Annotated in this window: 23 protein-coding genes; 7 read left to right on the top strand and 16 right to left on the bottom strand. The window is 72.2% G+C overall.

Annotated features, from left to right (window positions below; genetic code table 11):
* Positions 1–18: 18 nt before the first annotated feature.
* From K344_RS0113280 to K344_RS21660, 16 genes are all read right to left on the bottom strand, one after another.
* Complete coding sequence (locus K344_RS0113280; RefSeq protein WP_028081074.1) at positions 19–390, bottom strand: GFA family protein; 372 nt, start codon at positions 388–390, stop codon at positions 19–21.
* Positions 391–403: 13 nt separating this feature from the next.
* Entirely contained in the window at positions 404–832 is a 429-nt protein-coding gene (locus K344_RS0113275; RefSeq protein WP_028081073.1) for a low affinity iron permease family protein, read from the bottom strand.
* A gap of 111 nt (positions 833–943) precedes the next feature.
* The gene (locus tag K344_RS0113270; protein ID WP_028081072.1) at positions 944–1,342 is read right to left on the bottom strand and encodes a hypothetical protein; all 399 of its coding nucleotides are present in this window, start codon (positions 1,340–1,342) and stop codon (positions 944–946) included.
* A 111-nt stretch (positions 1,343–1,453) separates the two neighbouring features.
* Positions 1,454–2,698 (bottom strand): beta-ketoacyl-ACP synthase, encoded by a 1,245-nt coding sequence (locus K344_RS0113265; RefSeq protein ID WP_028081071.1) that lies wholly within the window; start codon positions 2,696–2,698, stop codon positions 1,454–1,456.
* A 16-nt stretch (positions 2,699–2,714) separates the two neighbouring features.
* Positions 2,715–3,437, bottom strand: coding sequence for a 3-ketoacyl-ACP reductase FabG2 (locus K344_RS0113260; RefSeq protein ID WP_028081070.1), 723 nt, complete (start codon positions 3,435–3,437; stop codon positions 2,715–2,717).
* Complete coding sequence (locus tag K344_RS0113255) at positions 3,434–3,916, bottom strand: hotdog family protein (RefSeq protein WP_028081069.1); 483 nt, start codon at positions 3,914–3,916, stop codon at positions 3,434–3,436. The genes K344_RS0113260 and K344_RS0113255 overlap by 4 nt, the downstream gene beginning before the upstream one ends.
* The gene (locus K344_RS21675; protein ID WP_051362213.1) at positions 3,913–4,500 is read right to left on the bottom strand and encodes a DUF3261 domain-containing protein; all 588 of its coding nucleotides are present in this window, start codon (positions 4,498–4,500) and stop codon (positions 3,913–3,915) included. The genes K344_RS0113255 and K344_RS21675 overlap by 4 nt, the downstream gene beginning before the upstream one ends.
* Position 4,501: 1 nt before the next feature.
* Positions 4,502–5,746 (bottom strand): NAD(P)/FAD-dependent oxidoreductase, encoded by a 1,245-nt coding sequence (locus tag K344_RS0113245; RefSeq protein WP_028081068.1) that lies wholly within the window; start codon positions 5,744–5,746, stop codon positions 4,502–4,504.
* A gap of 78 nt (positions 5,747–5,824) precedes the next feature.
* A complete protein-coding gene (locus tag K344_RS0113240; RefSeq protein ID WP_028081067.1) occupies positions 5,825–8,215 on the bottom strand; it encodes an MMPL family transporter in 2,391 nt (796 codons plus the stop codon).
* 9 nt (positions 8,216–8,224) lie between these two features.
* A complete protein-coding gene (locus tag K344_RS21670; protein ID WP_051362212.1) occupies positions 8,225–8,878 on the bottom strand; it encodes an outer membrane lipoprotein carrier protein LolA in 654 nt (217 codons plus the stop codon).
* Positions 8,875–9,288, bottom strand: a complete 414-nt coding sequence (locus K344_RS0113230; RefSeq protein WP_028081066.1) for an acyl-CoA thioesterase — start codon at positions 9,286–9,288, stop codon at positions 8,875–8,877. Before K344_RS0113230 ends, K344_RS21670 begins: the two co-directional genes overlap by 4 nt.
* Positions 9,289–9,386: 98 nt before the next feature.
* Positions 9,387–10,151 carry a glycosyltransferase family 2 protein gene (locus K344_RS0113225; RefSeq protein ID WP_028081065.1) on the bottom strand — a complete coding sequence of 255 codons (765 nt, stop codon included), beginning with the start codon at positions 10,149–10,151 and terminating at the stop codon, positions 9,387–9,389.
* Between the two features lie 28 nt (positions 10,152–10,179).
* A complete protein-coding gene (locus K344_RS0113220; RefSeq protein ID WP_051362211.1) occupies positions 10,180–10,521 on the bottom strand; it encodes an ApeI family dehydratase in 342 nt (113 codons plus the stop codon).
* A 14-nt stretch (positions 10,522–10,535) separates the two neighbouring features.
* Entirely contained in the window at positions 10,536–10,805 is a 270-nt protein-coding gene (locus K344_RS0113215; protein WP_436278831.1) for an acyl carrier protein, read from the bottom strand.
* A gap of 167 nt (positions 10,806–10,972) precedes the next feature.
* Positions 10,973–11,830 (bottom strand): lysophospholipid acyltransferase family protein, encoded by an 858-nt coding sequence (locus K344_RS21665; RefSeq protein WP_051362210.1) that lies wholly within the window; start codon positions 11,828–11,830, stop codon positions 10,973–10,975.
* Positions 11,827–12,819, bottom strand: a complete 993-nt coding sequence (locus K344_RS21660; RefSeq protein ID WP_051362209.1) for a chorismate transformation FkbO/Hyg5 family protein — start codon at positions 12,817–12,819, stop codon at positions 11,827–11,829. Before K344_RS21660 ends, K344_RS21665 begins: the two co-directional genes overlap by 4 nt.
* Before the next feature lie 204 nt (positions 12,820–13,023).
* Between K344_RS21660 and K344_RS0113200 the strand changes: the two genes are divergently transcribed.
* The 7 genes from K344_RS0113200 (at position 13,024) to K344_RS21650 (ending at position 18,552) form a co-directional block, all read left to right on the top strand.
* On the top strand, positions 13,024–13,311 hold the full coding sequence (locus K344_RS0113200) for a phosphopantetheine-binding protein (RefSeq protein WP_028081062.1): 288 nt from the start codon (positions 13,024–13,026) through the stop codon (positions 13,309–13,311).
* 61 nt (positions 13,312–13,372) lie between these two features.
* Positions 13,373–13,969, top strand: a complete 597-nt coding sequence (locus K344_RS21655; RefSeq protein ID WP_051362208.1) for a COG4648 family protein — start codon at positions 13,373–13,375, stop codon at positions 13,967–13,969.
* Complete coding sequence (locus tag K344_RS0113190; RefSeq protein WP_028081061.1) at positions 13,969–15,294, top strand: AMP-binding protein; 1,326 nt, start codon at positions 13,969–13,971, stop codon at positions 15,292–15,294. Before K344_RS21655 ends, K344_RS0113190 begins: the two co-directional genes overlap by 1 nt.
* Positions 15,291–15,599, top strand: coding sequence for an ApeI family dehydratase (locus tag K344_RS0113185; protein WP_028081060.1), 309 nt, complete (start codon positions 15,291–15,293; stop codon positions 15,597–15,599). Before K344_RS0113190 ends, K344_RS0113185 begins: the two co-directional genes overlap by 4 nt.
* Positions 15,592–16,602 (top strand): lysophospholipid acyltransferase family protein, encoded by a 1,011-nt coding sequence (locus K344_RS0113180; RefSeq protein ID WP_084197413.1) that lies wholly within the window; start codon positions 15,592–15,594, stop codon positions 16,600–16,602. The genes K344_RS0113185 and K344_RS0113180 overlap by 8 nt, the downstream gene beginning before the upstream one ends.
* A complete protein-coding gene (locus K344_RS0113175) occupies positions 16,589–17,773 on the top strand; it encodes a beta-ketoacyl-ACP synthase (RefSeq protein ID WP_028081058.1) in 1,185 nt (394 codons plus the stop codon). The genes K344_RS0113180 and K344_RS0113175 overlap by 14 nt, the downstream gene beginning before the upstream one ends.
* On the top strand, positions 17,770–18,552 hold the full coding sequence (locus K344_RS21650) for a beta-ketoacyl synthase chain length factor (protein WP_051362207.1): 783 nt from the start codon (positions 17,770–17,772) through the stop codon (positions 18,550–18,552). The genes K344_RS0113175 and K344_RS21650 overlap by 4 nt, the downstream gene beginning before the upstream one ends.
* The last annotated feature ends 37 nt before the right edge of the window (positions 18,553–18,589 follow it).

The raw sequence follows: 18,589 nt of genomic DNA, 5'->3' as shown, positions 1-18,589 counted from the left end.
CGCGCCACGCGCGGCCGCTCAGAAGCTGCGGCCGTCGACCGGCACGCGCTCGAGCGCGGCGAGGTCCAGGCCTTCGAGGCAGCGCACGTTGACCGCGACCGTCGCCGCGCCCTTCTTGTCGGTGCCTAAGCCGAATGGCGCGCAGCCGCAGTTCGGGCAGAACCGGTGGTCGATGACGTGCTTGTTGAAGCGGTAGGTCGACATCGCGTCGGCCGCTGTCTTCAGGTGCAGCGCGGTGCGCGGCAGGAACCACAGCAGATAGCCCTTGCGGCTGCAGTGCGAGCAGTTGCACTCGTAGACCTTGTCGAGCTGGCCCTCGACCGTGTACGCGATGCGCCCGCAATGGCAGCTGCCGTCGTATGTCGTCGTGCCGGTGTTTGCCGTGCTCATGCGTCCTCCGCGCTCAGTGCTTCGCCCGCCGGCGCCGCTCCGCGCCGCCCGTCGTCCTGCGGCCTTGCCGCGATTCTGTGCGCGCCCCCTCGGCGAGGTCCAGATACTGCTGGCGGATCGCGTCGAGCTCCTCCTCGTCCAGCTCCTCGAGGTTGAGCAGCGCCTTGTTGCTGTCGGCGGTCGCGCGGAGAATCTCGTCGAGCTTGATGTGCACCGCTTCGGCGTCGCGGTTCTGCGTGTTCTGGATCAGGAACACCATGAGGAAGGTGACGATGGTGGTGCCGGTGTTGATCACCAGCTGCCAGGTGTCGCTGTAGCCGAACAGCGGGCCGAGCGTGGCCCAGAGCAGGACGGTCAGCGTGGCTCCGGCGAAGATCGCCGGGCGGCCGGCGAGCGTCGCGGTCTTCTGTGCGAAGCGCGAAAACTTCGAGCGTTTCTTCATGGGCGTTCTCCTCGGTCCGGCCGCGATGGTGAGCGCGGCCGCATGAACGCCGGCTTGCGACACACGAAAAGGGCCGCGCCGTCGCCGGCGCGGCCTTCGCGACGGAACGGCTTATTGGCCGGCGGCGACGCGCGTCATGAACACCGGCAGATCGCGTTCCAGGTTGGCGATCCATTTGTTGTAGTTGCCGTGGATGGTGCGCTGCCCGTCCTTTTCTTCGTAGTCGAGGCCCTGGCTGTCGAGGTAGCGGATGCTGATGTGCTGGGTGTCCCAGCTGACGGCGATCTTCGCCATCAGGCCACGCGTCATCTGCGTGGCTTCGAGCGTGTCGCCCTTCTGGTTGCTGATGATCCAGCGCCGGCCGGCCAGCGCGCGCGTCACCGCTTCGCCGACCTGCTTGGTCGACAGCTGGCCGACGACGGCGACGTCCGCGTCGTGTACCGGCGCCCTGGCGAGCGCGGCGAACGGCAGCAGCACGAGCGCGATGAGCATCCACTTGATTTGACGCATGTCGATTCTCCCCGATGAGATCGCGGTGCCCGAGGGCGGCACCGCGGCGTCTACTTTAACCGCCGTCGACGCGCGCGCACGAGTGGCCGGCGGACCGAGCCGCGCGGCGCGTCACATCGTGCGGCGGAAGATCAGCGAGGTGTTGATGCCGCCGAACGCGAAATTGTTGTTCATCACGTGCTCGGTCTGGATCGCGCGGCCGTTGCCGGCGCCCGGGCTCGACATGATGTAGTCGAGCTCGCCGCAGCGCGGGTCCGGGTTCCTGAGATTCAGGGTCGGCGCGAACCAGCCGCGATTCATCATCTCGATCGTCCACCACGATTCGACCGCGCCGCAGGCGCCGAGCGTGTGGCCGAGGTGGCCCTTCATCGAGCTGGCCGGCACGGCGCGGCCGAAGATGCGCCGCGTGGTGTTGCTCTCGGCGATGTCGCCCTGCTCGGTCGCGGTGCCGTGGCAGGACACGTAGCCGATGTCGCCGGGCGAAACGTTGCCGGCGTCCTTGAACGCCAGCTGCATGGCGCCGCCCATCGTTTCCTGGTTCGGGTGCGTGGCGTGGTCGCCGTCGGAGTTGCAGCCGAAGCCGACGATCTCGGCGTAGATCTTCGCGCCGCGCGCCCTGGCGTGCTCGTACTCCTCGAGCACCAGCGTGCAGGCGCCTTCGCCGATGACGAGGCCGTCGCGGTCCCTGTCGAACGGCGCCGGCGTGGTCTTCGGCGCGTCGTTGCGCTGCGAGGTCGCGAACAGCGTGTCGAACACCGCCGCTTCGGACGGACACAGCTCCTCGGCGCCGCCGGCCAGCATCATGGTCTGCATGCCGTACTTGATCGCCTCGTAGGCGTAGCCGATGCCCTGGCTGCCCGAGGTGCAGGCGCTGCAGGTCGGAATGACGCGGCCCTTGAGGCCGAAGTGCAGGCCGATGTTGACGGCCGCGGTGTGGCTCATCATGCGCAGATAGGTGGTCGCGTTGAAGCGGCCGAGCTTGCCGGTGATCATCAGGCTGCCGAACTCGCAGACGGCGTCGGTGCTGCCGGTGCAGGAGCCGTAGGAGACGCCCATGCTGCCGCTGCGGATCTCCGGATCGTCCTTGAGGCCGGCGTCCTCGAGCGCGATCTCCGCGGCGCGCACCGAAAGCTGCGAGACGCGGCCCATGGTGCGCAGCACCTTGCGCGTGTAGTGCGGCGGCAGCTTGAAGTCCTTGACCGGCCCGCCGAGGCGCGTGTTGACCTCCTCGAAGCGGTCCCACTCCGGCATGTGTTCGATGCCGCTGACGTTGTCGCGCAGGTTCCGCTCGACCGTGTCCCAGTCGGACCCGATCGCGGTGATGCCGGCCATGCCGGTGACGACCACACGTTTCATCCCTGCCACTCCAGAACTAGAACATTCCACCGTTGACGGAAATCACCTGCCGCGTGACGTAGGCCGCAGCCTCGGACATCAGGAAGGCGACGACCGCGCCGACTTCCTCCGGCTCGCCGACACGGCCGGCCGGCACCAGCTTCAGCGCCTCGTCGAGCGGCAGCTCGCCGATCATGTCGGTGCGGATCAGGCCGGGCGCGACGCAGTTGACGGTGATCTTGCGCGACGCGAGTTCGACGGCGAGCGCCTTGGTCGCGCCGATGATGCCGGCCTTGGCCGCGCTGTAGTTCACCTGGCCGCGATTGCCCATCAGGCCCGACACCGAGGCGATGCTGACGATGCGGCCGGGCTTGCGGGTGCGGATCATCGGCATCACCAGCGGATGCAGGACGTTGTAGAAGCCGTCGAGATTGGTGCGCAGCACCGCGTCCCAGTCGGCGCCGGACAGCGCCGGAAAGGCGCCGTCGCGGGCGATGCCGGCATTGCAGACCACGCCGTAACACGCGCCGTGCGCGGCGATGTCGGCTTCCAGCGCGCTCGCCGTCGCGGCGCGATCCGACACGTCGAAGGCGATGCGCCGTGCGGAGCGGCCGTGCGCGGCGACGCGCGCGGCGGTGTCGTCGAGCCTGCCGATGTCACGCGCGTGCAGCAGCAGATCGAAGCCGGCCTGCGCCAGCGAGACGGCGATCGCCTGGCCGATGCCGCGGTTGGCGCCGGTGACCAGAATCCAGCCGCTCATGCGCGGCTCTCCGTGAGGGCCTGCAGGTAGTCGTGTAGGTCGTCGGGCTGGTAGGCCTTGATCTCGGCGCGCGCCAGCTCGCGGCCGCCGCCGCTCAGCGTGCAGGCGAAGGCGGCGACGCCGCTGCTGTCGCGCACCAGTTGCTCGGCGCGCACCGTCAGCCGTTCGCCGGGCGCGAAATAGGCACGCTCGCAGGCGTAGCGACGCGTGCCGAGCAGCAGGCCGATTTCGACCGCATCGCCGCGCTGCAGGCGCACGATGCCGGCGTAGGCGCCGATCGCCTGCGCCATGTATTCGATGCCGACCCAGTTCGGCACGCCGCGCCCGGCTTCGAAGAACGGCACGCCGGCGCCGATCGTGACGCCGCAGCTCGCATGCTCCTCGCCGTAGTCGAGCAGGCTGTCGAGCAGGGTGAAGCCGCGGCCGTGCGGCAGCAGCTCGGCGATCGTGTACGGACGGCCCAGCGCGAGCGTCGTCATTCGGCCGCCGCCTGCGTCTCGATGTCGAGCGCGTAGCCGTAGGCGAGGTTGACCAGCCAGACGCGCGCCGGCCAGCCCTCGCCGCGGCCGTTCACGAGCGCCGGCAGCGCCTCGTGCACTTCGGCGTACAGGCGCCCGTCGCGCACCACGCGGCGCAGGCCCGGGCGCGGCTCGCTGACCGCGTAGCCGGCGCGCTGCCAGGCCGGCTGCAGCGCCGCCAGCGGCCAGTAGGCGAGCTGCAGGTCGGCGACGATGCGCGCCGGGTCGATCGCATCCGGCGCGAACGGCGCGCGCTGCGCCTTCAGCTCGCGGCCGTCGTAATCGAGCGTGAAGACGCGCTGGCCCATCGCCGTCAGGCAGACCACGGACAGCGTCTCCGCGTCATCGCTGACCACGCACTGCAGCGTCGACTCGTCGCTGCCGTAGGCGGCGTGCAGGATCTGCTGCACCTGCAGCGGCGCGCCGACGCTGGCCGGCGCGAGCAGCGGCGGCGCCGCATCGCGCGGCGCCTCGCGGCGCGGGCCGTTGGCGCAGGCGGCGAGCGCGCCGGCGAGCAGCAAGCCGAATGGAAGCCGCGCGCGCATCTCAGGCGACCCGGGTCACGCTGGCGTCGCCGCTGCGGCACAGCTGCGCGAGCGTGTGCAGGCGCTGCCTGGCGCGGCCGACGTAGGGATTGCTCCCGTCCCAGGCATAACCGGCGAGGATCGAGCAGATGTAGCGGCGGATCTTCGGATCCTGGCGCTCGTAATAGATGACGTCCTGCAGCGAGCCGTCGTACCAGCCTTCGACGAAGCCGCGGAAGGTCTCGACGCCGACGCGCAGCGGATCCTCGAAGTCAGCCTTCCAGTCGACCGTCTCGCCCTTCAGCTGCCGGCTCAGCGCGTCGGCCGCCATGTGCGCCGACTTCAGGGCGATGGTCACGCCCGACGAGAACACCGGATCGAGGAACTCGGCGGCGTTGCCGAGCAGCGCGAAGCCGGGTCCGGACATGGTTTTCACGTTCGCCGAGTAGCCGCGCAGCAGGCCGGCCGGGAACAGCTGCTCGGCGTCCTTGAGGATGTCGGCGAGCGCCGGGTCCTCGCGGTGCAGCGCCCACAGCTTGTCGTCGTTGCTGCCGGCGTAGCGCTGCAGGAATTCCTCGCCGGCGACCACGCCCATCGAGGCCTTGCCGTTGGAGAACGGGATCAGCCAGTACCAGACGTCGCTGTGCACGGCGTGCGTGGTGACGCGGATCTTCTGGCGGTCGATGCGGCCGGACGGAATGCGGTCCCGGACCTGCGTGTAGAGCGCGCAGCGCACCGGCAGGTTCGACGGCTCCTCGAGATTCAGCAGGCGCGGCAGCACGCGGCCGAAGCCGCTGGCGTCGAGCACGAAGCGCGGCCTGTGCACGGTTTCGCGGCCGTCCTTGTCACGCGCCGTGAGGCGCGGCCTTGCGCCGGAGAAATCGGCGGCGACGATCTCCACCTCGAACTGCACGCGCGCGCCGAAGCGCTGCGCCTCGTTGATCAGCAACTGGTCGAAATCGGCGCGCGGCACCTGGAAGGTGAAGCCGTGGCCCGGCGAGGACTTCTCGGCGAAGTTGAAATCGGTGTAGGCCTCGCGATGCGCGAAGGCGGCGCCGTTCTTGTACTGGAAGCCGGCCGCCATCACCGCCTCCAGCATGCCGGCCGCCTCGAGCAGGCCGAGGCTTTGCGCCAGCAGGCTCTCGCCGATCGAAAAGCGCGGGAACTTCTGCTTCTCGAGCACCAGCACGTCGTAGCCGCGCTGCACGAGCAGCGCCGCGGCCACCGAACCCGCGGGCCCGGCGCCGATGATCAACACATCCGTCACGATTCCCCCATCGAAGGCATGTCACGCCGCATCGTCAAAGCCGTCCGGCAGTCTGCAAGGTCCCGCGCCGGTCTGCCATTACGGAATTCTCACGCTTCCTTCGGCGCCGCCATTCTGGCATGCGCCTCGCGGGGGTGGCGCGGCGGCCAGCACCGCGAGCAGCCAGGTCCAGGCGACGCCGAGCAGCACGGCGAGGCCGAGGCTGCGGATGAACGGCGTGGCCGACGCCGCGAGCAGGCCGAAGGCGAGCAGGGTGACGAGGCCGGCGAGGCTGATCGCCAGCAGAGTCGTCGGCCGCGAGGCCTCGCCTTCGCGCAGGAACACCGAGTAGTCGACGCCCAGGCCGAGCACCAGCAGCAGCGCCAGCACCGTGAACAGGTTCGCCGGGATGCCGAGCACACCGAGCGTCGCCAGGGTCAGCAGGCCGCCGCCGAGCGGCGCGATCAGGTGACGCGCGGCGCCGGCCGGGCCGTAGCGGCCCAGCAGCACGAGGCCGATCACGCACAGCGAGCCGCCGAGCCCGAGCAGCGCCAGGCGGCGATAGTGCGCGAGCACCGTGGAGATGTCGGCGACGCGATCGATCAGCTGCACGCCGGGCAGTCCGGCGGCGGCACCGTTGAGCGCGGCGACGTCGGCGACGCCGCTCAGCGAGACGATGCTGGCGACGCCGCGCGCCGTCGGCCCGAGCCACAGCGGGCGGTAGGCGGCGCCGGCCGGCGTGGCGAGCACGGCGTCGGCGTCGACCGGCTGCGCCTGCGCGGCGGCCAGGGCGGCGCGCGCCCGCGCCAGCGCCCCGGGGCCGAAGCCGAGCGCGGCGTACAGCGCCGGCAGCGCAGCGCCGTCGGCGTAGACCGTGCGCGCCAGCAGCGCCGCGTCGTCGACCTGGCGCGCCCGCGACGGCAGCAGCTTCGACAGCGCGCCGTAGCCGCCGAGCGCGCCGCTCGCGATCAGCGGCTCGAGGCGGGCGCGCAGCTTCTCCTCGTTCTGCAGCAGGGCTTCGCGGTCGCTGCCTTCGACGATGAAGAAGCGCGTGTCGAGGCCGCCGCCGAGCCGTTCGCGCACCAGGCGCTCGTCGTCGAGCAGAGGCTGCGGCGAGGACTGCAGGGTGCGCACGTCGTCGACGAAGCGCAGGCGCGCGGCGCCGACCCCGACGATCAGCACGCCGAGCACGATCAGGCCGGCCAGCACCGGCCTGCGCGGCCGGCCGAGCCGTGCCAGGCGCTCGCGCAGCGCCAGCACCGGCGTCGATGCCGGCGGCGGCGCGCCGGCGAGCGCCGGGTAGGCGAGGATCACCGTCAGGTACGAGGCGACCAGGCCGGTCATCGACAGCAGCGCCATCTGCCGCAGGCCGGGGAACGGCGGCACCAGGAAGGCGCTGTAGGCGAGCAGGGTCGTGGCCATGCCGACCGTGATCGGCACGCCGACATGGCGCAGGCCGTCCATGCCGGTCCACGGCCCGCGCTCGCGGAAGCGGTCGCTGAAGAAATGGATCGAGTAGTCGACGGCGAGGCCGATCAGGCTCGACTCGAAGACCACGGCGACGATGTGCACCTTGCCGTACAGCGTCGCCACCGTCGCCAGCGACACGACCGAGGCGGCGCCGAGCGACAGCAGCACCAGCAGCAGCGGCCGCAGCGAGCGGAAGCAGACCAGGAACACCAGCAGCACGCCGGCCAGCGAGATCGAGCCGATCGTCGAGATCTCGCGCTTGGCGCGCTCGCTGTTGGCGGCGGCGTGGCGCAGCACGCCGGAACCGGCCAGCGTCATCGCCGGCACCGCCGCGCGCGCGGCCTGCGTCGCCGCGTCGAGCGCCGCCATCGCCGCGTCCTGCACGGCGAGACGGAACGGCGAATCGCGCAGCGTCGCCGTCACCATCACATCGACGCCGCCCGGGCGTTCGAGCGCGAGCACGCCCTCGCGCGGCGCCAGGCGTCCGCCGGCCGGCAGCAGCTGCAGCAGGAAATGTCCGTACAGGTCGAGCGGATCGTCGACGAAGGCGCGCGCGCGCGTGAAACCGGCCGGGCCCATGCCGGGCGGCGCATAGAGCGCGCGCTGCGCGGCCTCGGCCAGCGTGCCGGCGCGGCCGGCGGCGAGCGCGGCGCGGTCGGCATCGGCGAGCAGCGTGGGCACGGCGGCGCCGTACGCGGCTTCGAGCGCCGCCGGATCGCTGGCGATGCCGAGCGTGACGTCGGAGTACACCAGCGCCTCGCGCAGGCGCGCGGCGAAGGCCTCGGCGGCGCGCTTCGCCGACGCGAAATCGGCCGCGCCGAGCAGATACAGGCTGCGCCGCCCGAGCGCCGCCTCGACGCGTTCGAGCGCCTGCCGGGTCACCGCGTCCGGCGCGGTCTGCGGCAGCATCGCCGTGATGTCGGTTTCGATCTGCAGGCGCGAGCCGGAGGCCCACCACAGCCACAGGCCGGCGGCCGTCATCAGCGCGACCCAGAGCAGCAGGCGGACGCGGGCCGACACGGCGTGCGCTTACCGGAAGCGCGCGAGCTGTGCGGCGTCCGGCGCCGCGCTCGACACGCGCGCGTCGCGGAACGCGATCTCGGTGCGATCGCCGCCGTGCTCGTAGAGCTGCACGCGCTCGACGCTGCGCGCGCCGCCGACGACGATCGCCTCGATGGTGCCGGCCTCGTGGCGCGGCGTCAGGCCGAGCTGCCAGCTGCCGTCGGCACCCGGCAGCACCGACAGCGTGAACAGCTCGGACAGCTGCGCGAAGTCGAGCGAGAACACCGCGAAGAAGATGCGCGCCACCATGCGCACCGCCGGCTGCCGTTCGGCACCGACGCGCGTGCTGCTGCCGGCGTCGCGCTGCACGAGCGCGTCGCGGGTGACGATCAGCTCGGAGGCGAACGGCGCGGTCGTGCGCCAGGCGACCCCGACATCGCGCACGAACAGGAAGTCGCCCTGCGAGCGCAGCGGCTGCGGCAGTTCGCGCAGGAATTTCTTCTGCGTGTACGGACCGCTGATCGTGCGCGCCGCGGCCAGCTCGCGCGTCACCGCGCCGAGCGCGGCGCGGATCGCGCCGGCGTCGGCCGGATGCGCGAACACCGGCTGATCGAGGCCGGCGCCGGCCGGCGCGGCCGTGGCGGCGGCGCAGGCGAGCAGCAGCGCGGCGGCGCGCTTCACGGCTTGAGCCCCAGCTTGCGCGCCAGCAGTTCCGGCGAGGCGAACTGCATTTCGAAATCGGGCAGCGTCACCGCGACCTGGATGGTGTGGCCCTTGGCCAGGCGCTCGCCGCTGGCGGCGTCGCGGATCGCGTAGGCGATCTTCAGGCGGTGCTCCCATTCCTCGATCGCCGCGCTGACGACGATGCGCTGGTTGAAGCGGATCGCCTTGACGTAGCGCAGGTGCAGGTCGATGACCGGCCAGGCGTAGCCGGACTCCATCATCTGTCCGTAGTTGTAGTCGATCGCCTCGAGCAGCGCGCAGCGCGCGGCCTCGAAGTAGCGCGGGTAATTGCCGTGCCAGACGATGCCGAGCGGATCGCAGTCGTTGAACGGAACGAGGACTTCGGCCTCGGCGGTGGGCAGCGTCATGCGGCGAGTCTACGAAATAAAGAGCGAAACCACAGATTTCACGGATTTCACGGAAAAAAGCGCCCTGATTCTTGAAACTGAATCTGTGAAATCTGTGGTTAAACCAAGCCGGCCTTGCGCGCCAGCAGGCGCGGCAGGCGCCACAGCATGCCGAGGAACAGGCGTGCGTGCATGCGCGAGATGCGCAGGTTGTCGCGCAGCACGTCGAAGTGCGAGACGCCGTCGCTCGGGTAAGTGACGCGCGTCGGCAGGCTCAGCACGTCGACGCCGAGCCAGTACAGCCGCACCATGATCTCGGTGTCGAAATCCATGCGCCGGCCGACGTGCTGCGTGCGCCACACCTGCAGCGCCGGCGCCAGCGGGTAGACGCGGAAGCCGAGCATCGAATCCCGGATGCGCAGCGACAGGGTGTTGATCCAGACCCAGACATGGGTGACGTAGCGGCCGTAGAGGCGCGACTTCGGCACCGAGGCGTCGTATTTCGGCACGCCGGTGACCAGCGCCTGCGGATGGCTGGCGGCCAGCGTGACGAGGCGCGGCACGTCGGCGGCGTCGTGCTGGCCGTCGGCGTCGAACTGCACGGCGTGCGTGTAGCCGTCGGCGGCGGCGCGCTCGAAGCCGGCCATCACCGCCGCGCCCTTGCCGGAATTGACCGGCAGGCGGAGCAGGCGCAGCCAGTCCGGCTGCGCGCTCGCCAGGCGATCGAGCTCGCGCCGGCAGGCCTCGTGGCTGCCGTCGTCGACCAGGTAGCAGCGCAGGCCGTGCGGGCGCAGCTGCGCCAGCGTGCCGGCGATCGCCTGCCCGTGATCGTAGACCGGCACCACGAGGCAGGCGCGGAACGGCGCCGGTTCGCCGAGCGTCATCGCCGGGCCACCGCGGTCGCCGCCGCGTTCACGCCGCGAACGCCAGCTTGCCGCTCGAGCAGGCGTGGGTCGGCGTCGCGTAGGCGAATGCGACCTCGTCGCCGCCGCGGCTCAGTCGCAGCGTCAGCGCGACGTCCGGCGTGATCGGATGCTGGAACTTCAGCTGCGTCGCCTGGCGCATCGCGCCGGCGATGCCGAAGTGCCGCTGCGCGAGGCGCACGGCCCAGCCGAGCTGCAGCACGCCGGGCAGCATCGGCTGCTGCGGGAAATGATCGGCGAAGCAGGGCAGCGCCGCCGGCACCGCGAGATCGATCTCGACGAGGTCGGCGGAAGGCTGGCGCACGGCCAGCGCCTGCGGGTCCAGATTCATGGCCCGCGGCGCGGTCAGGACGTGACGAACAGCGCTTCGACGGCCTTGACGACGTCGCCGACCGAGCGCACGTGCTTGAAGTCCTCGGGCTTGACCTTCTTGCCGGTGTAATCCTTGAGCCGCAGGATCAGGTCGATCGCGTCGATGCTGTCGATCTCGAGGTCCTGATAGAGCTGCGCGTCGAGGCCGATTTTCGCCGGCTCGACCTCGAACAGTTCGACGAGCAGCGCCTTCACGTGCTCGAAGATTTCGTCATGGCCGGGCACGCCCGCCACCATGGGCATCATCATGCTGGACATAGTTGCTTGGCTGCTCGCCCCCCAGGCGAAGCTCAAATCACGAGCAAGGCGTCATTTTCGATGGCCGTCGCCGGCATCGCAAGTACACGGTTCACAGTTGGCGCGCGCGGCGCCGCCGTTCGCGCCCGGCGCCGGGCAATGCGCGCCATGGCTCAGCAGATCGCGCCGAGCGCCGCCGCCGGCGACAGCCAGGCGGCCAGCGACAGCAGCAGCGCCAGCGGCGCGGCGCGACCGCCGAAGCGGCGCACCCATTCGTGCGACAGGCGCCGCGCGGCGATGGTCGGCGTCGGCGCGTCGCCGACCAGGTCCTGCGCGCGGTAGGGCTCGCCGACCTCGATGACGAAGTGGCCGGGCCGCGGCGGCACGTCGTACCAGGGCCGGCCCTTGTTGAGCATCAGCGGCGTGCAGCGGATCGTCACCGGCAGGATCGGCGCGCCGGATTCGAGGGCGATGCGCGCCGCGGTGTGCGGAATCTGCAGGGGTTCGCCGGGCTTTGATCGCGTGCCCTCGGGGAAGATCATCAGCGAATTACCGGCCTTCAGCGTCGCCGCGCAGTCGGCGACCAGCTTGAGGGCGTCGTCGCTGCCGGCGCCACGGTTGGAGATGTAGCCGGCCCAGCGCACCGGCAGGCGCGTGAACGGGTTGCGGAACAGCGCCTCCTTGACGATGCAGTCGACGCGCGGCACGTGACCGATCAGCAGCACCACGTCGATCAGCGTCGGATGATTGGCGATGATCAGGCGGCCGGGCACGCGCAGTTGCTCGGCGCCGCGGATTTCCCAGGTGATGACGCCGAGCGCGCGCATGATGCGCGAGAAGGTCCAGAACCAGCCCCAGACGATGCGCTGCGCGCGGCGCTTGGCGCTCGCCGCGTCGCGCGCCGGCAGGCAGACGGCGGGAAACAGCGTGATGCCGAACAGCAGGCCGACGCCGCCGAAGATGCCGAACGACAGGCCGGTCGCGAACTGCCGCCAGCGGCGATCGAGCCAGGCAGTGACGGCGTTCGTCATGCGGCGCGGAACAGGGCCTCGATCTCGAGATCGAGCTCGCGGCGGCAGACGTCGCCGCGCAGGATCGTCACCGGCCGCGCGCCGAAGTGCGTGCGCAGGTGCGCCCGCACGGCGTCGAGCTGCCGCGGGTCGCGCAGGTAGAGCTTGAGCATCTCCGGCCGCAGCGGCCGGCCGGCCTGTTCGAGCAGCGCCTGCACGTTGCGCAGCAGTTCGTCGAGCTGCGCCAGCGGCTCGCCGACGTGCAGGGTCTCGTGGCCGACGATGCTCGCCGTGCCGGACACGAACAGCTCGGCGCCGTCCCGCCAGTCGAGCAGGTTGGCGCGCGAGAAGCTCGGGCTCTTCGGGCCGTACTGGCGCGGATACTTGAAGGCGCTGACCTGGCGCGGGTTCTCGATCTGCCGGCCGGGCCGCGCGGCGGCGATGAAGTAGATGAGCAGGCCGCCGTCCTCGCTGCCGATCGCGGTCGCCGCCGGCAGCTCGTGCTCGAAGCCCGGCTTCAGCGACAGCGCCTTGTGGCGGCCGACGCTGAACTGCCGGTAGCGCTCGCCGTCGCCGTCGCCGTCGGTGATGCCGGCGATGAAGTTCCACACGCGCAGCCAGGCCGGGTAGCCGCTGCGCTGCAGGAAGCCGTCGATGCGCGCGTAGGCATGGAACACGGCGCGGTCCATGTCGGCGAGCTGCGACTCGGGCAGCTGCAGCTGGCCGAACAGCGCGGCGCCGTTCTCGGCCCAGCCGATGTCGCCGTCGCGGCCGTGGCGCACCGGCAGCACGCTGCGCCACAGCTCGACGCCGTCGCCGGCGAGCACCGGCAGGGCGACGCGGATGCGGCGCGGGTCGTCGTCGGCCGCCGCGCCGCCGTGCTGCACGCAGGCCAGCACGTCGTCGCCGAGCACGGCCGGCGCCCGGGCGACGAGATCGACGGTGTAAGGACGCGCGCCGCCCGGCGCATCGCCGCGGCGCTCCGCGTCTTCACTGATGTGTTGCCGCATCGAAATTTGTTCTAATACCGCAGCGCCGCGCGCGGTGGGGTCCGCGCGCCGGCCGAGCCCCGTGCCGGGGACGATCACCGTATTGTAGACGCCGGCGCCGTCGATTCCGTGGGGATGTCATGACATTGCACACGGACGCCGCGGCTGTCGTCGTTCATCATGGCGCGACGCATTCATCTGTCATCTGATCCGAGGGACGAACCGATGTCGACGCAGACCGCCGCAGAGCGGGAAATGGCCGCGCTGCTGATCGAGGCCCTGCATCTCGAGGACCGCGACGCGGCGACGGTCGATCCGTCCGCGCCGCTGTTCGGCGACAGCGAGAGCGGCTGGGGGCTCGATTCGATCGACGCGCTGGAGATCGCGCTGGCGATCCAGCAGAAGTACGGCGTCGAGCTGAAGGCCGAGAACGAAGCGACCAAGCGTGCCTTCGCCTCGCTGCGCACGCTCAGCGAGTACGTCGCCGCGCAGCGCGGCTCCGCGGCGCACTGAGCACGCGCGGCGCCGGCTACGCCTCCACGACTCGTCGCCTCGCGCAGATTCCAGGGTTCGCATGCCCGCCGCGCTGTTCGTCGCCTACCTGCTGTTCGTCCATCTCGGCGTGGTGCTGGCGTCGACGCCGCTGCAGTGGCTGGCGCTGCAGGCGCTGTTCGCGACCGTGCTGCTGGCGCCGCTGCGCGCGGGCCGCGTCGCCGCCTGGCTGGCCTGGGCCGCCTTCGCGCTGGCCACCGGCGCGGTCGCCCGCATCGGCGGCGGCCTCTACATGCTCTACCTGCCGCCGCTCGCGCTCAGCGGCCTGGCCTGCGTCGCCTTCGTGCGCAGCCTGCGCGCCGGCCACACGCCGCTGGTCACGCAGGTCGCCACCGCCGTGCACGGCGCGCTGGCGCCGCCGCTCGCCGCGCACACGCGCCACGTCACGCAGCTGTGGGCCGCCGCGCTGGCGCTGATCTTCGCGATCACCCTGCTGCTGACCCTGAGCGGCCGCCATCAAGCCTGGTCGCTGTTCAGCAACGCCGGCACCTATCTGATCATGGGCCTGCTGTTCGCCGGCGAGTTCGTCTACCGGCGCTGGCGCTTCCCGGATCACGACCGCGACGGCTTCGTCGCTTACCTGCGCCGCATCGCGCGCAGCGGCGTGCGCTTGCGCTGATGCCGGCCGCCGCCGCCATGCTGCCGCTGCTGGCGCCCGGCGACGCGCGGGCGACGCTCTGGCAGCGCGGCGCGCAGCGCATCACGCGCGCGGCCTTCCTGCAGGCGGCGCAGCGCCTCGCCGACGAGATGCGCGGCGAGGCCGGGCCGCTGATCAACCTCTGCGAATCGCGCGAGGGCTTCGCGCTGACCCTGGCGGCGGCGCTGCTGGCGCGACGGCCGCTGCTGCTGCCGCCGAGCGTGGCGCCGGCGGCGCTGCGCGAGATCGCCGCCACGCACGGCGCGCGGCGCGTGGTCGCCGATCGCGAGGAGCAGGCCGCCGGCCTGCCCTGGCGCGCGGCGCCGCAGGTCGAGGCTCTCGACGTGGCGACCGCGCCGGCGCTGCCGCCGATCGCCGCCGGCACCATCGCGGCGATTCCCTTCACCTCCGGCAGCACCGGCCATCCGCAGCCGCACGCCAAGACCTGGGGCGAGCTGGTGCGCACCGCGCGCCTGTCGATGCGGCGCTTCGTGCCGGACGGCGGCGCCTCGATCGTCGCCACCGTGCCGCCGCAGCACATGTACGGCCTCGAGACCTCGGTGCTCTACGCGCTCGCCGGCGGCCTGGCGACGCACGGCGCGCGGCCGCTGTTCCCGGCCGACGTCGCCGATGCACTGACACAGATGGAAGCGCCGCGCCTGCTGGTGACGACGCCGCTGCATCTGCGCGCGCTGCTCGCCGCCGGCGCGGCGCTGCCGCCGCTGGCGCGCATCGTCTCGGCGACCGCGCCGCTGTCGGTCGAGCTCGCCGCCGCCGCCGAGGCGCGCTTCGGCGCGCCGGTCGAGGAAATCTACGGCTGCACCGAGGCCGGCAGCCTGGCGACGCGGCGCACGGTCGAAGGCGAAGTCTGGCGCCTGCACGAGGGCGCGACGCTGGTCGCGCACGAGGACGGCGCCGCGCTGCACGGCGCGCACCTGCCGGCGCCGGTGTGGCTGCACGATCGCATCGAGCCGCTCGACGACGGCCGCTTCCGCCTACTCGGCCGCAGCGCCGATCTGCTGAAGGTCGCCGGCAAGCGCATGTCGGCCGCCGATCTGACGCAGAAGCTGCTGCTCATTCCCGGCGTCGAGGACGGCGTCATCGTGCCGCCGGACGGCGCGCGCGAACGCCTCGCCGCCGTGGTCGTCGCGCCGAACGTCTCGGAGGCCGAGATCCTGCGCGCGCTGGCGCAGCAGGTCGATCCGGTGTTCCTGCCGCGGCCGCTGAAGCGCGTCGCGCAGCTGCCGCGCAACGAGATCGGCAAGCTGTCGCGCGCGCAGCTCGCCGCGCTGCTGGGCGAGTCATGAGCGCGCCGCGCGAGGCGCGCGCCACGCTGCGCGTGCCGGCCGAGCATCCGGCGCTGCCCGGACATTTTCCGGGACAGCCGCTGGTGCCCGGCGTCGTGCTGCTCGAATGCGCGGTGCAGCTGGCGCGCGAGGCCTTCGCGCTCGGCGCGCTGCGCGGCGTGCCGCTGCTCAAGTTCGTCGCGCCGATCGCGCCGGAGACCGACTTCGACTGCGTGGTCGCCGCCCGCGACGACGGGCGCGTGAGCTTTTGCATCGAGCGCGACGGGCAGATCGCGGCGCAGGGCAGCCTGCGCTTCGGTGACTGATGAGCCGGCCGGCACGCAGGCGAACGGCTATCGCGCGCCACGCATCGCGCGCGGCGGCGAACTGACCATGTCCGCGACCTGGGAACAGCAGCGCGAGCGCAGCACGGTGTTCATGCTGCGCCTGATCGTCGGCATCGCCCGCGTCGGCGGCCGCGGCCCGGCGCGCCTGTTCCTCTATCCGGCCGTGCTCTATTTCCTGCTCGCGGCGCCGGCGCAGCGGCGCGCGTCGCGGCGCTATCTGGCGCGCGCGCTCGGCCGCGCGCCCGCCTGGCGCGATCTGTGGCGGCACTTCTTCTGCTTCGCGAGCTGCATGCTCGACCGCGTGTTCCTGGTCGGCGGTTACACGCGCGGCCTCGAGGTGACGATCACGCGCGGCGCCGGCGTGCAGCGCCTGCTCGACGCCGGGCGCGGCGCCATCGTGCTGCTGGCGCACGTCGGCAGTTTCGAGACCATCCGCGTCGCCGGCCACGGCGAACGCCGCCTGCCGCTGCGCGTGGTCATGGACCGCGCGCACGGCGGCATGTACACGGCGATTCTCGAGCGCCTCAATCCGCGGATCGCGGCAAGCATCATCGACGCCTCCGAGCGCGGCCCGGATTTCCTGCTCAAACTCAAGGACGCGCTCGGCCGCGGCGAGCTGGTCTGCCTGATGGCCGATCGCGCGCGCGCCGGCGAGCCGAGCGTGCGCGTGCCGCTGTTCGGCGAGGACGTCGAGCTGCCGATGGCGCCGTGGATCGTCGCCAGCCTGCTCGAGGTGCCGGTCATCACCGGCTTCGCCGTCCACCGCGGCGGTGGCCGCTACGAGGCGCGCATCGAGGAATTCGCCGACGACATCCGCATCGAGCGGCGCACGCGCGCGCTCGACGCGCAGCGCCTCGCCGGCGACTATGCGCGTCGCCTCGAGCGCGTGCTGCGCGAGGCGCCGTACAACTGGTTCAACTTCTATGACTACTGGATCGCCGACCGAAGCGCGGCCGCTGCCGACGCCGATCGCGCCGCTTGAATTCGCCGCCTGGACGGCGACCACCGCGCTCGGCCACGGCCGCGGCGCGCAGCTCGCCGCGCTGCGCGCCGGGCGCAGCGGACTGGCGCGCGCGGCCTTCGAGGACTGCGCGCTCGACACCTGGATCGGTGCGGTCGAGGGCCTCGACGCGCCACTCGCCGGCGCCGACGCCGAGTGGGATTGCCGCAACCATCGTCTGGCCCGCCTGGCGCTCGACCAGGACGGCTTCCGCGACGCCGTCGCCGCGGCGCGCGCCGAACTCGGCGCGGCGCGCATCGGCGTGTTCATCGGCACCTCGACCTCCGGCGTGCTGTCGACCGAGCACGCCTATCGCGCGCGCGACCGCGAGGCCGGGCGCCTGCCGGCCTGGTTCAGGCACCGCACCACGCACAACCCGCACGCCGCCGCCGAATTCGTGCGCCTGCAGCTCGGCCTGGAGAACATCGCGCTGGCGGTCTGCACGGCCTGTTCGTCGAGCGCCAAGGTGTTCGCCGCCGCCAGCCGCGCGATCGCCGCCGGCGTCTGCGACGCGGCGGTGGTCGGCGGCGTCGACAGCCTGTGCCTGACGACGCTGTACGGCTTCAACGCGCTGCAGCTGGTGTCGAACGACATCTGCCGGCCGGCCGACGCGCAGCGCCGCGGCATCTCGATCGGCGAGGGCGCCGGCTTCGCGCTGCTGCGGCCGGCGCGCGCGAGCGGCGCGCTGGCGCTGCTCGGCTACGGCGAATCGTCCGACGCCTATCACATGAGCACGCCGGACCCGCAGGGCCGCGGCGCGGCGCTGGCGATGCAGGACGCGCTGGCGCGCGCCGGCCTCGGCGCCGCCGACGTCGACTACATCAACCTGCACGGCACGGCGACGCCGGCCAACGACGCGTCCGAGGATCAGGGCGTGATGGCGGTGTTCGGCGAGCACGGCCCGACATGCAGCTCGACCAAGGGCTACACCGGCCACACGCTCGGCGCCGCCGGCATCGTCGAGGCGGTGTTCGCGGCGCTCGCCGTCGAGCACGGCTTCGTGCCGCCGAGCCTCAACACGCGCGAGCTCGACCCGGCGCTGCGCGCCCGCTACGCGCTCGTCCCCGTCGAGCAGCGCGTGCGCCACGCGGCGTCGAATTCCTTCGGCTTCGGCGGCAACAACGCCTGCCTGATCTTCGGGAGGACGGCATGAAGGTCGCGATCGAAGCGATCGGCCTGGCGACGCCAGGCCTGCCCGACTGGCCGAGTGCCGCGCGCGTGCTGCGCGGCGAGCAGGGCTACGTCGCGAGCGAGCTGACCAGCTACGCGCCGCAGCGCCTGCCGCCGAACGAGCGCCGCCGCGCCACGCCGGCGGTGCGCCAGGCCTTCCGCGTCGCCGAGGAAGCGACGGCGGGGCGCGATGCCGGCGCGCTGGCGACGGTGTTCGCCGGCTCCGACGCCGACATGGGCATCCTGCATCGCATCTGCGCCGGCGTCGCCGAGCCGCAGAAGATCGTCTCGCCGACCGACTTCCACAACTCGGTGCACAATGCCGCCGCCGGTTACTGGGGCATCGCCGTCGGCGCGACCGCGCCCTCGACGACGCTGGCCGGCTACGACGGCTCGTTCGCGCTGGCGCTGCTCGAAGCCGCGCTGCAGACCGTCGTCGAAGGCCGCGACACCCTGCTCGTGGTCTTCGACGTGCCGGCGCCGGAGCCGCTGCTCGCCGCGCGTCCGCTCGGCTGCGCGGCGAGCTGCGCGCTGTGGCTGAAGCCGGACGATGGCACCGCCGCGCCGCTCGGCACGCTCGAGCTCGCCCTGGCCGACGCGCCGCAGAGCACGCTCGCCGACGCCGCGCTCGAAGGCCTGCGCCTCGCCAACCCGGCGCTGCGCGCGCTGCCGCTGCTGCGGGCGATCGCCCGCGGCGAGGCGGCCTCGCTCGTGCTGCCGAACGCCGGCGGCCGCGCGCTGCGCGCGGACTGGCAGCCGTGAGCGCGCGACACGGTGTTTTGCGCGCAGCGCAAACGGG

The organism is Solimonas soli DSM 21787 (assembly GCF_000474945.1).
Lineage (GTDB): Bacteria > Pseudomonadota > Gammaproteobacteria > Nevskiales > Nevskiaceae > Solimonas > Solimonas soli.
The sequence above is the reverse complement of the archived record's forward strand: the minus strand, read 5'-3'. Positions and strand labels throughout refer to the sequence as shown.

Bases quoted from the DNA above. Each gene is read 5' to 3' on its own strand.
- K344_RS0113230 (WP_028081066.1), bottom strand. From the start codon at position 9,288: ATGACGCTGCCCACCGCCGAGGCCGAAGTCCTCGTTCCGTTCAACGAC.
- K344_RS21655 (WP_051362208.1), top strand. From the start codon at position 13,373: ATGCCCGCCGCGCTGTTCGTCGCCTACCTGCTGTTCGTCCATCTCGGC.
- K344_RS0113225 (WP_028081065.1), bottom strand. From the start codon at position 10,151: ATGACGCTCGGCGAACCGGCGCCGTTCCGCGCCTGCCTCGTGGTGCCG.
- K344_RS0113275 (WP_028081073.1), bottom strand. From the start codon at position 832: ATGAAGAAACGCTCGAAGTTTTCGCGCTTCGCACAGAAGACCGCGACG.
- K344_RS0113220 (WP_051362211.1), bottom strand. From the start codon at position 10,521: ATGAATCTGGACCCGCAGGCGCTGGCCGTGCGCCAGCCTTCCGCCGAC.
- K344_RS0113215 (WP_436278831.1), bottom strand. From the start codon at position 10,805: ATGCCCATGGTGGCGGGCGTGCCCGGCCATGACGAAATCTTCGAGCAC.
- K344_RS0113190 (WP_028081061.1), top strand. From the start codon at position 13,969: ATGCCGGCCGCCGCCGCCATGCTGCCGCTGCTGGCGCCCGGCGACGCG.
- K344_RS0113200 (WP_028081062.1), top strand. From the start codon at position 13,024: ATGTCGACGCAGACCGCCGCAGAGCGGGAAATGGCCGCGCTGCTGATC.
- K344_RS0113260 (WP_028081070.1), bottom strand. From the start codon at position 3,437: ATGAGCGGCTGGATTCTGGTCACCGGCGCCAACCGCGGCATCGGCCAG.
- K344_RS0113255 (WP_028081069.1), bottom strand. From the start codon at position 3,916: ATGACGACGCTCGCGCTGGGCCGTCCGTACACGATCGCCGAGCTGCTG.
- K344_RS0113265 (WP_028081071.1), bottom strand. From the start codon at position 2,698: ATGAAACGTGTGGTCGTCACCGGCATGGCCGGCATCACCGCGATCGGG.
- K344_RS0113270 (WP_028081072.1), bottom strand. From the start codon at position 1,342: ATGCGTCAAATCAAGTGGATGCTCATCGCGCTCGTGCTGCTGCCGTTC.
- K344_RS21675 (WP_051362213.1), bottom strand. From the start codon at position 4,500: ATGCGCGCGCGGCTTCCATTCGGCTTGCTGCTCGCCGGCGCGCTCGCC.
- K344_RS21660 (WP_051362209.1), bottom strand. From the start codon at position 12,819: ATGCGGCAACACATCAGTGAAGACGCGGAGCGCCGCGGCGATGCGCCG.
- K344_RS0113185 (WP_028081060.1), top strand. From the start codon at position 15,291: ATGAGCGCGCCGCGCGAGGCGCGCGCCACGCTGCGCGTGCCGGCCGAG.
- K344_RS0113280 (WP_028081074.1), bottom strand. From the start codon at position 390: ATGAGCACGGCAAACACCGGCACGACGACATACGACGGCAGCTGCCAT.
- K344_RS21665 (WP_051362210.1), bottom strand. From the start codon at position 11,830: ATGACGAACGCCGTCACTGCCTGGCTCGATCGCCGCTGGCGGCAGTTC.
- K344_RS21650 (WP_051362207.1), top strand. From the start codon at position 17,770: ATGAAGGTCGCGATCGAAGCGATCGGCCTGGCGACGCCAGGCCTGCCC.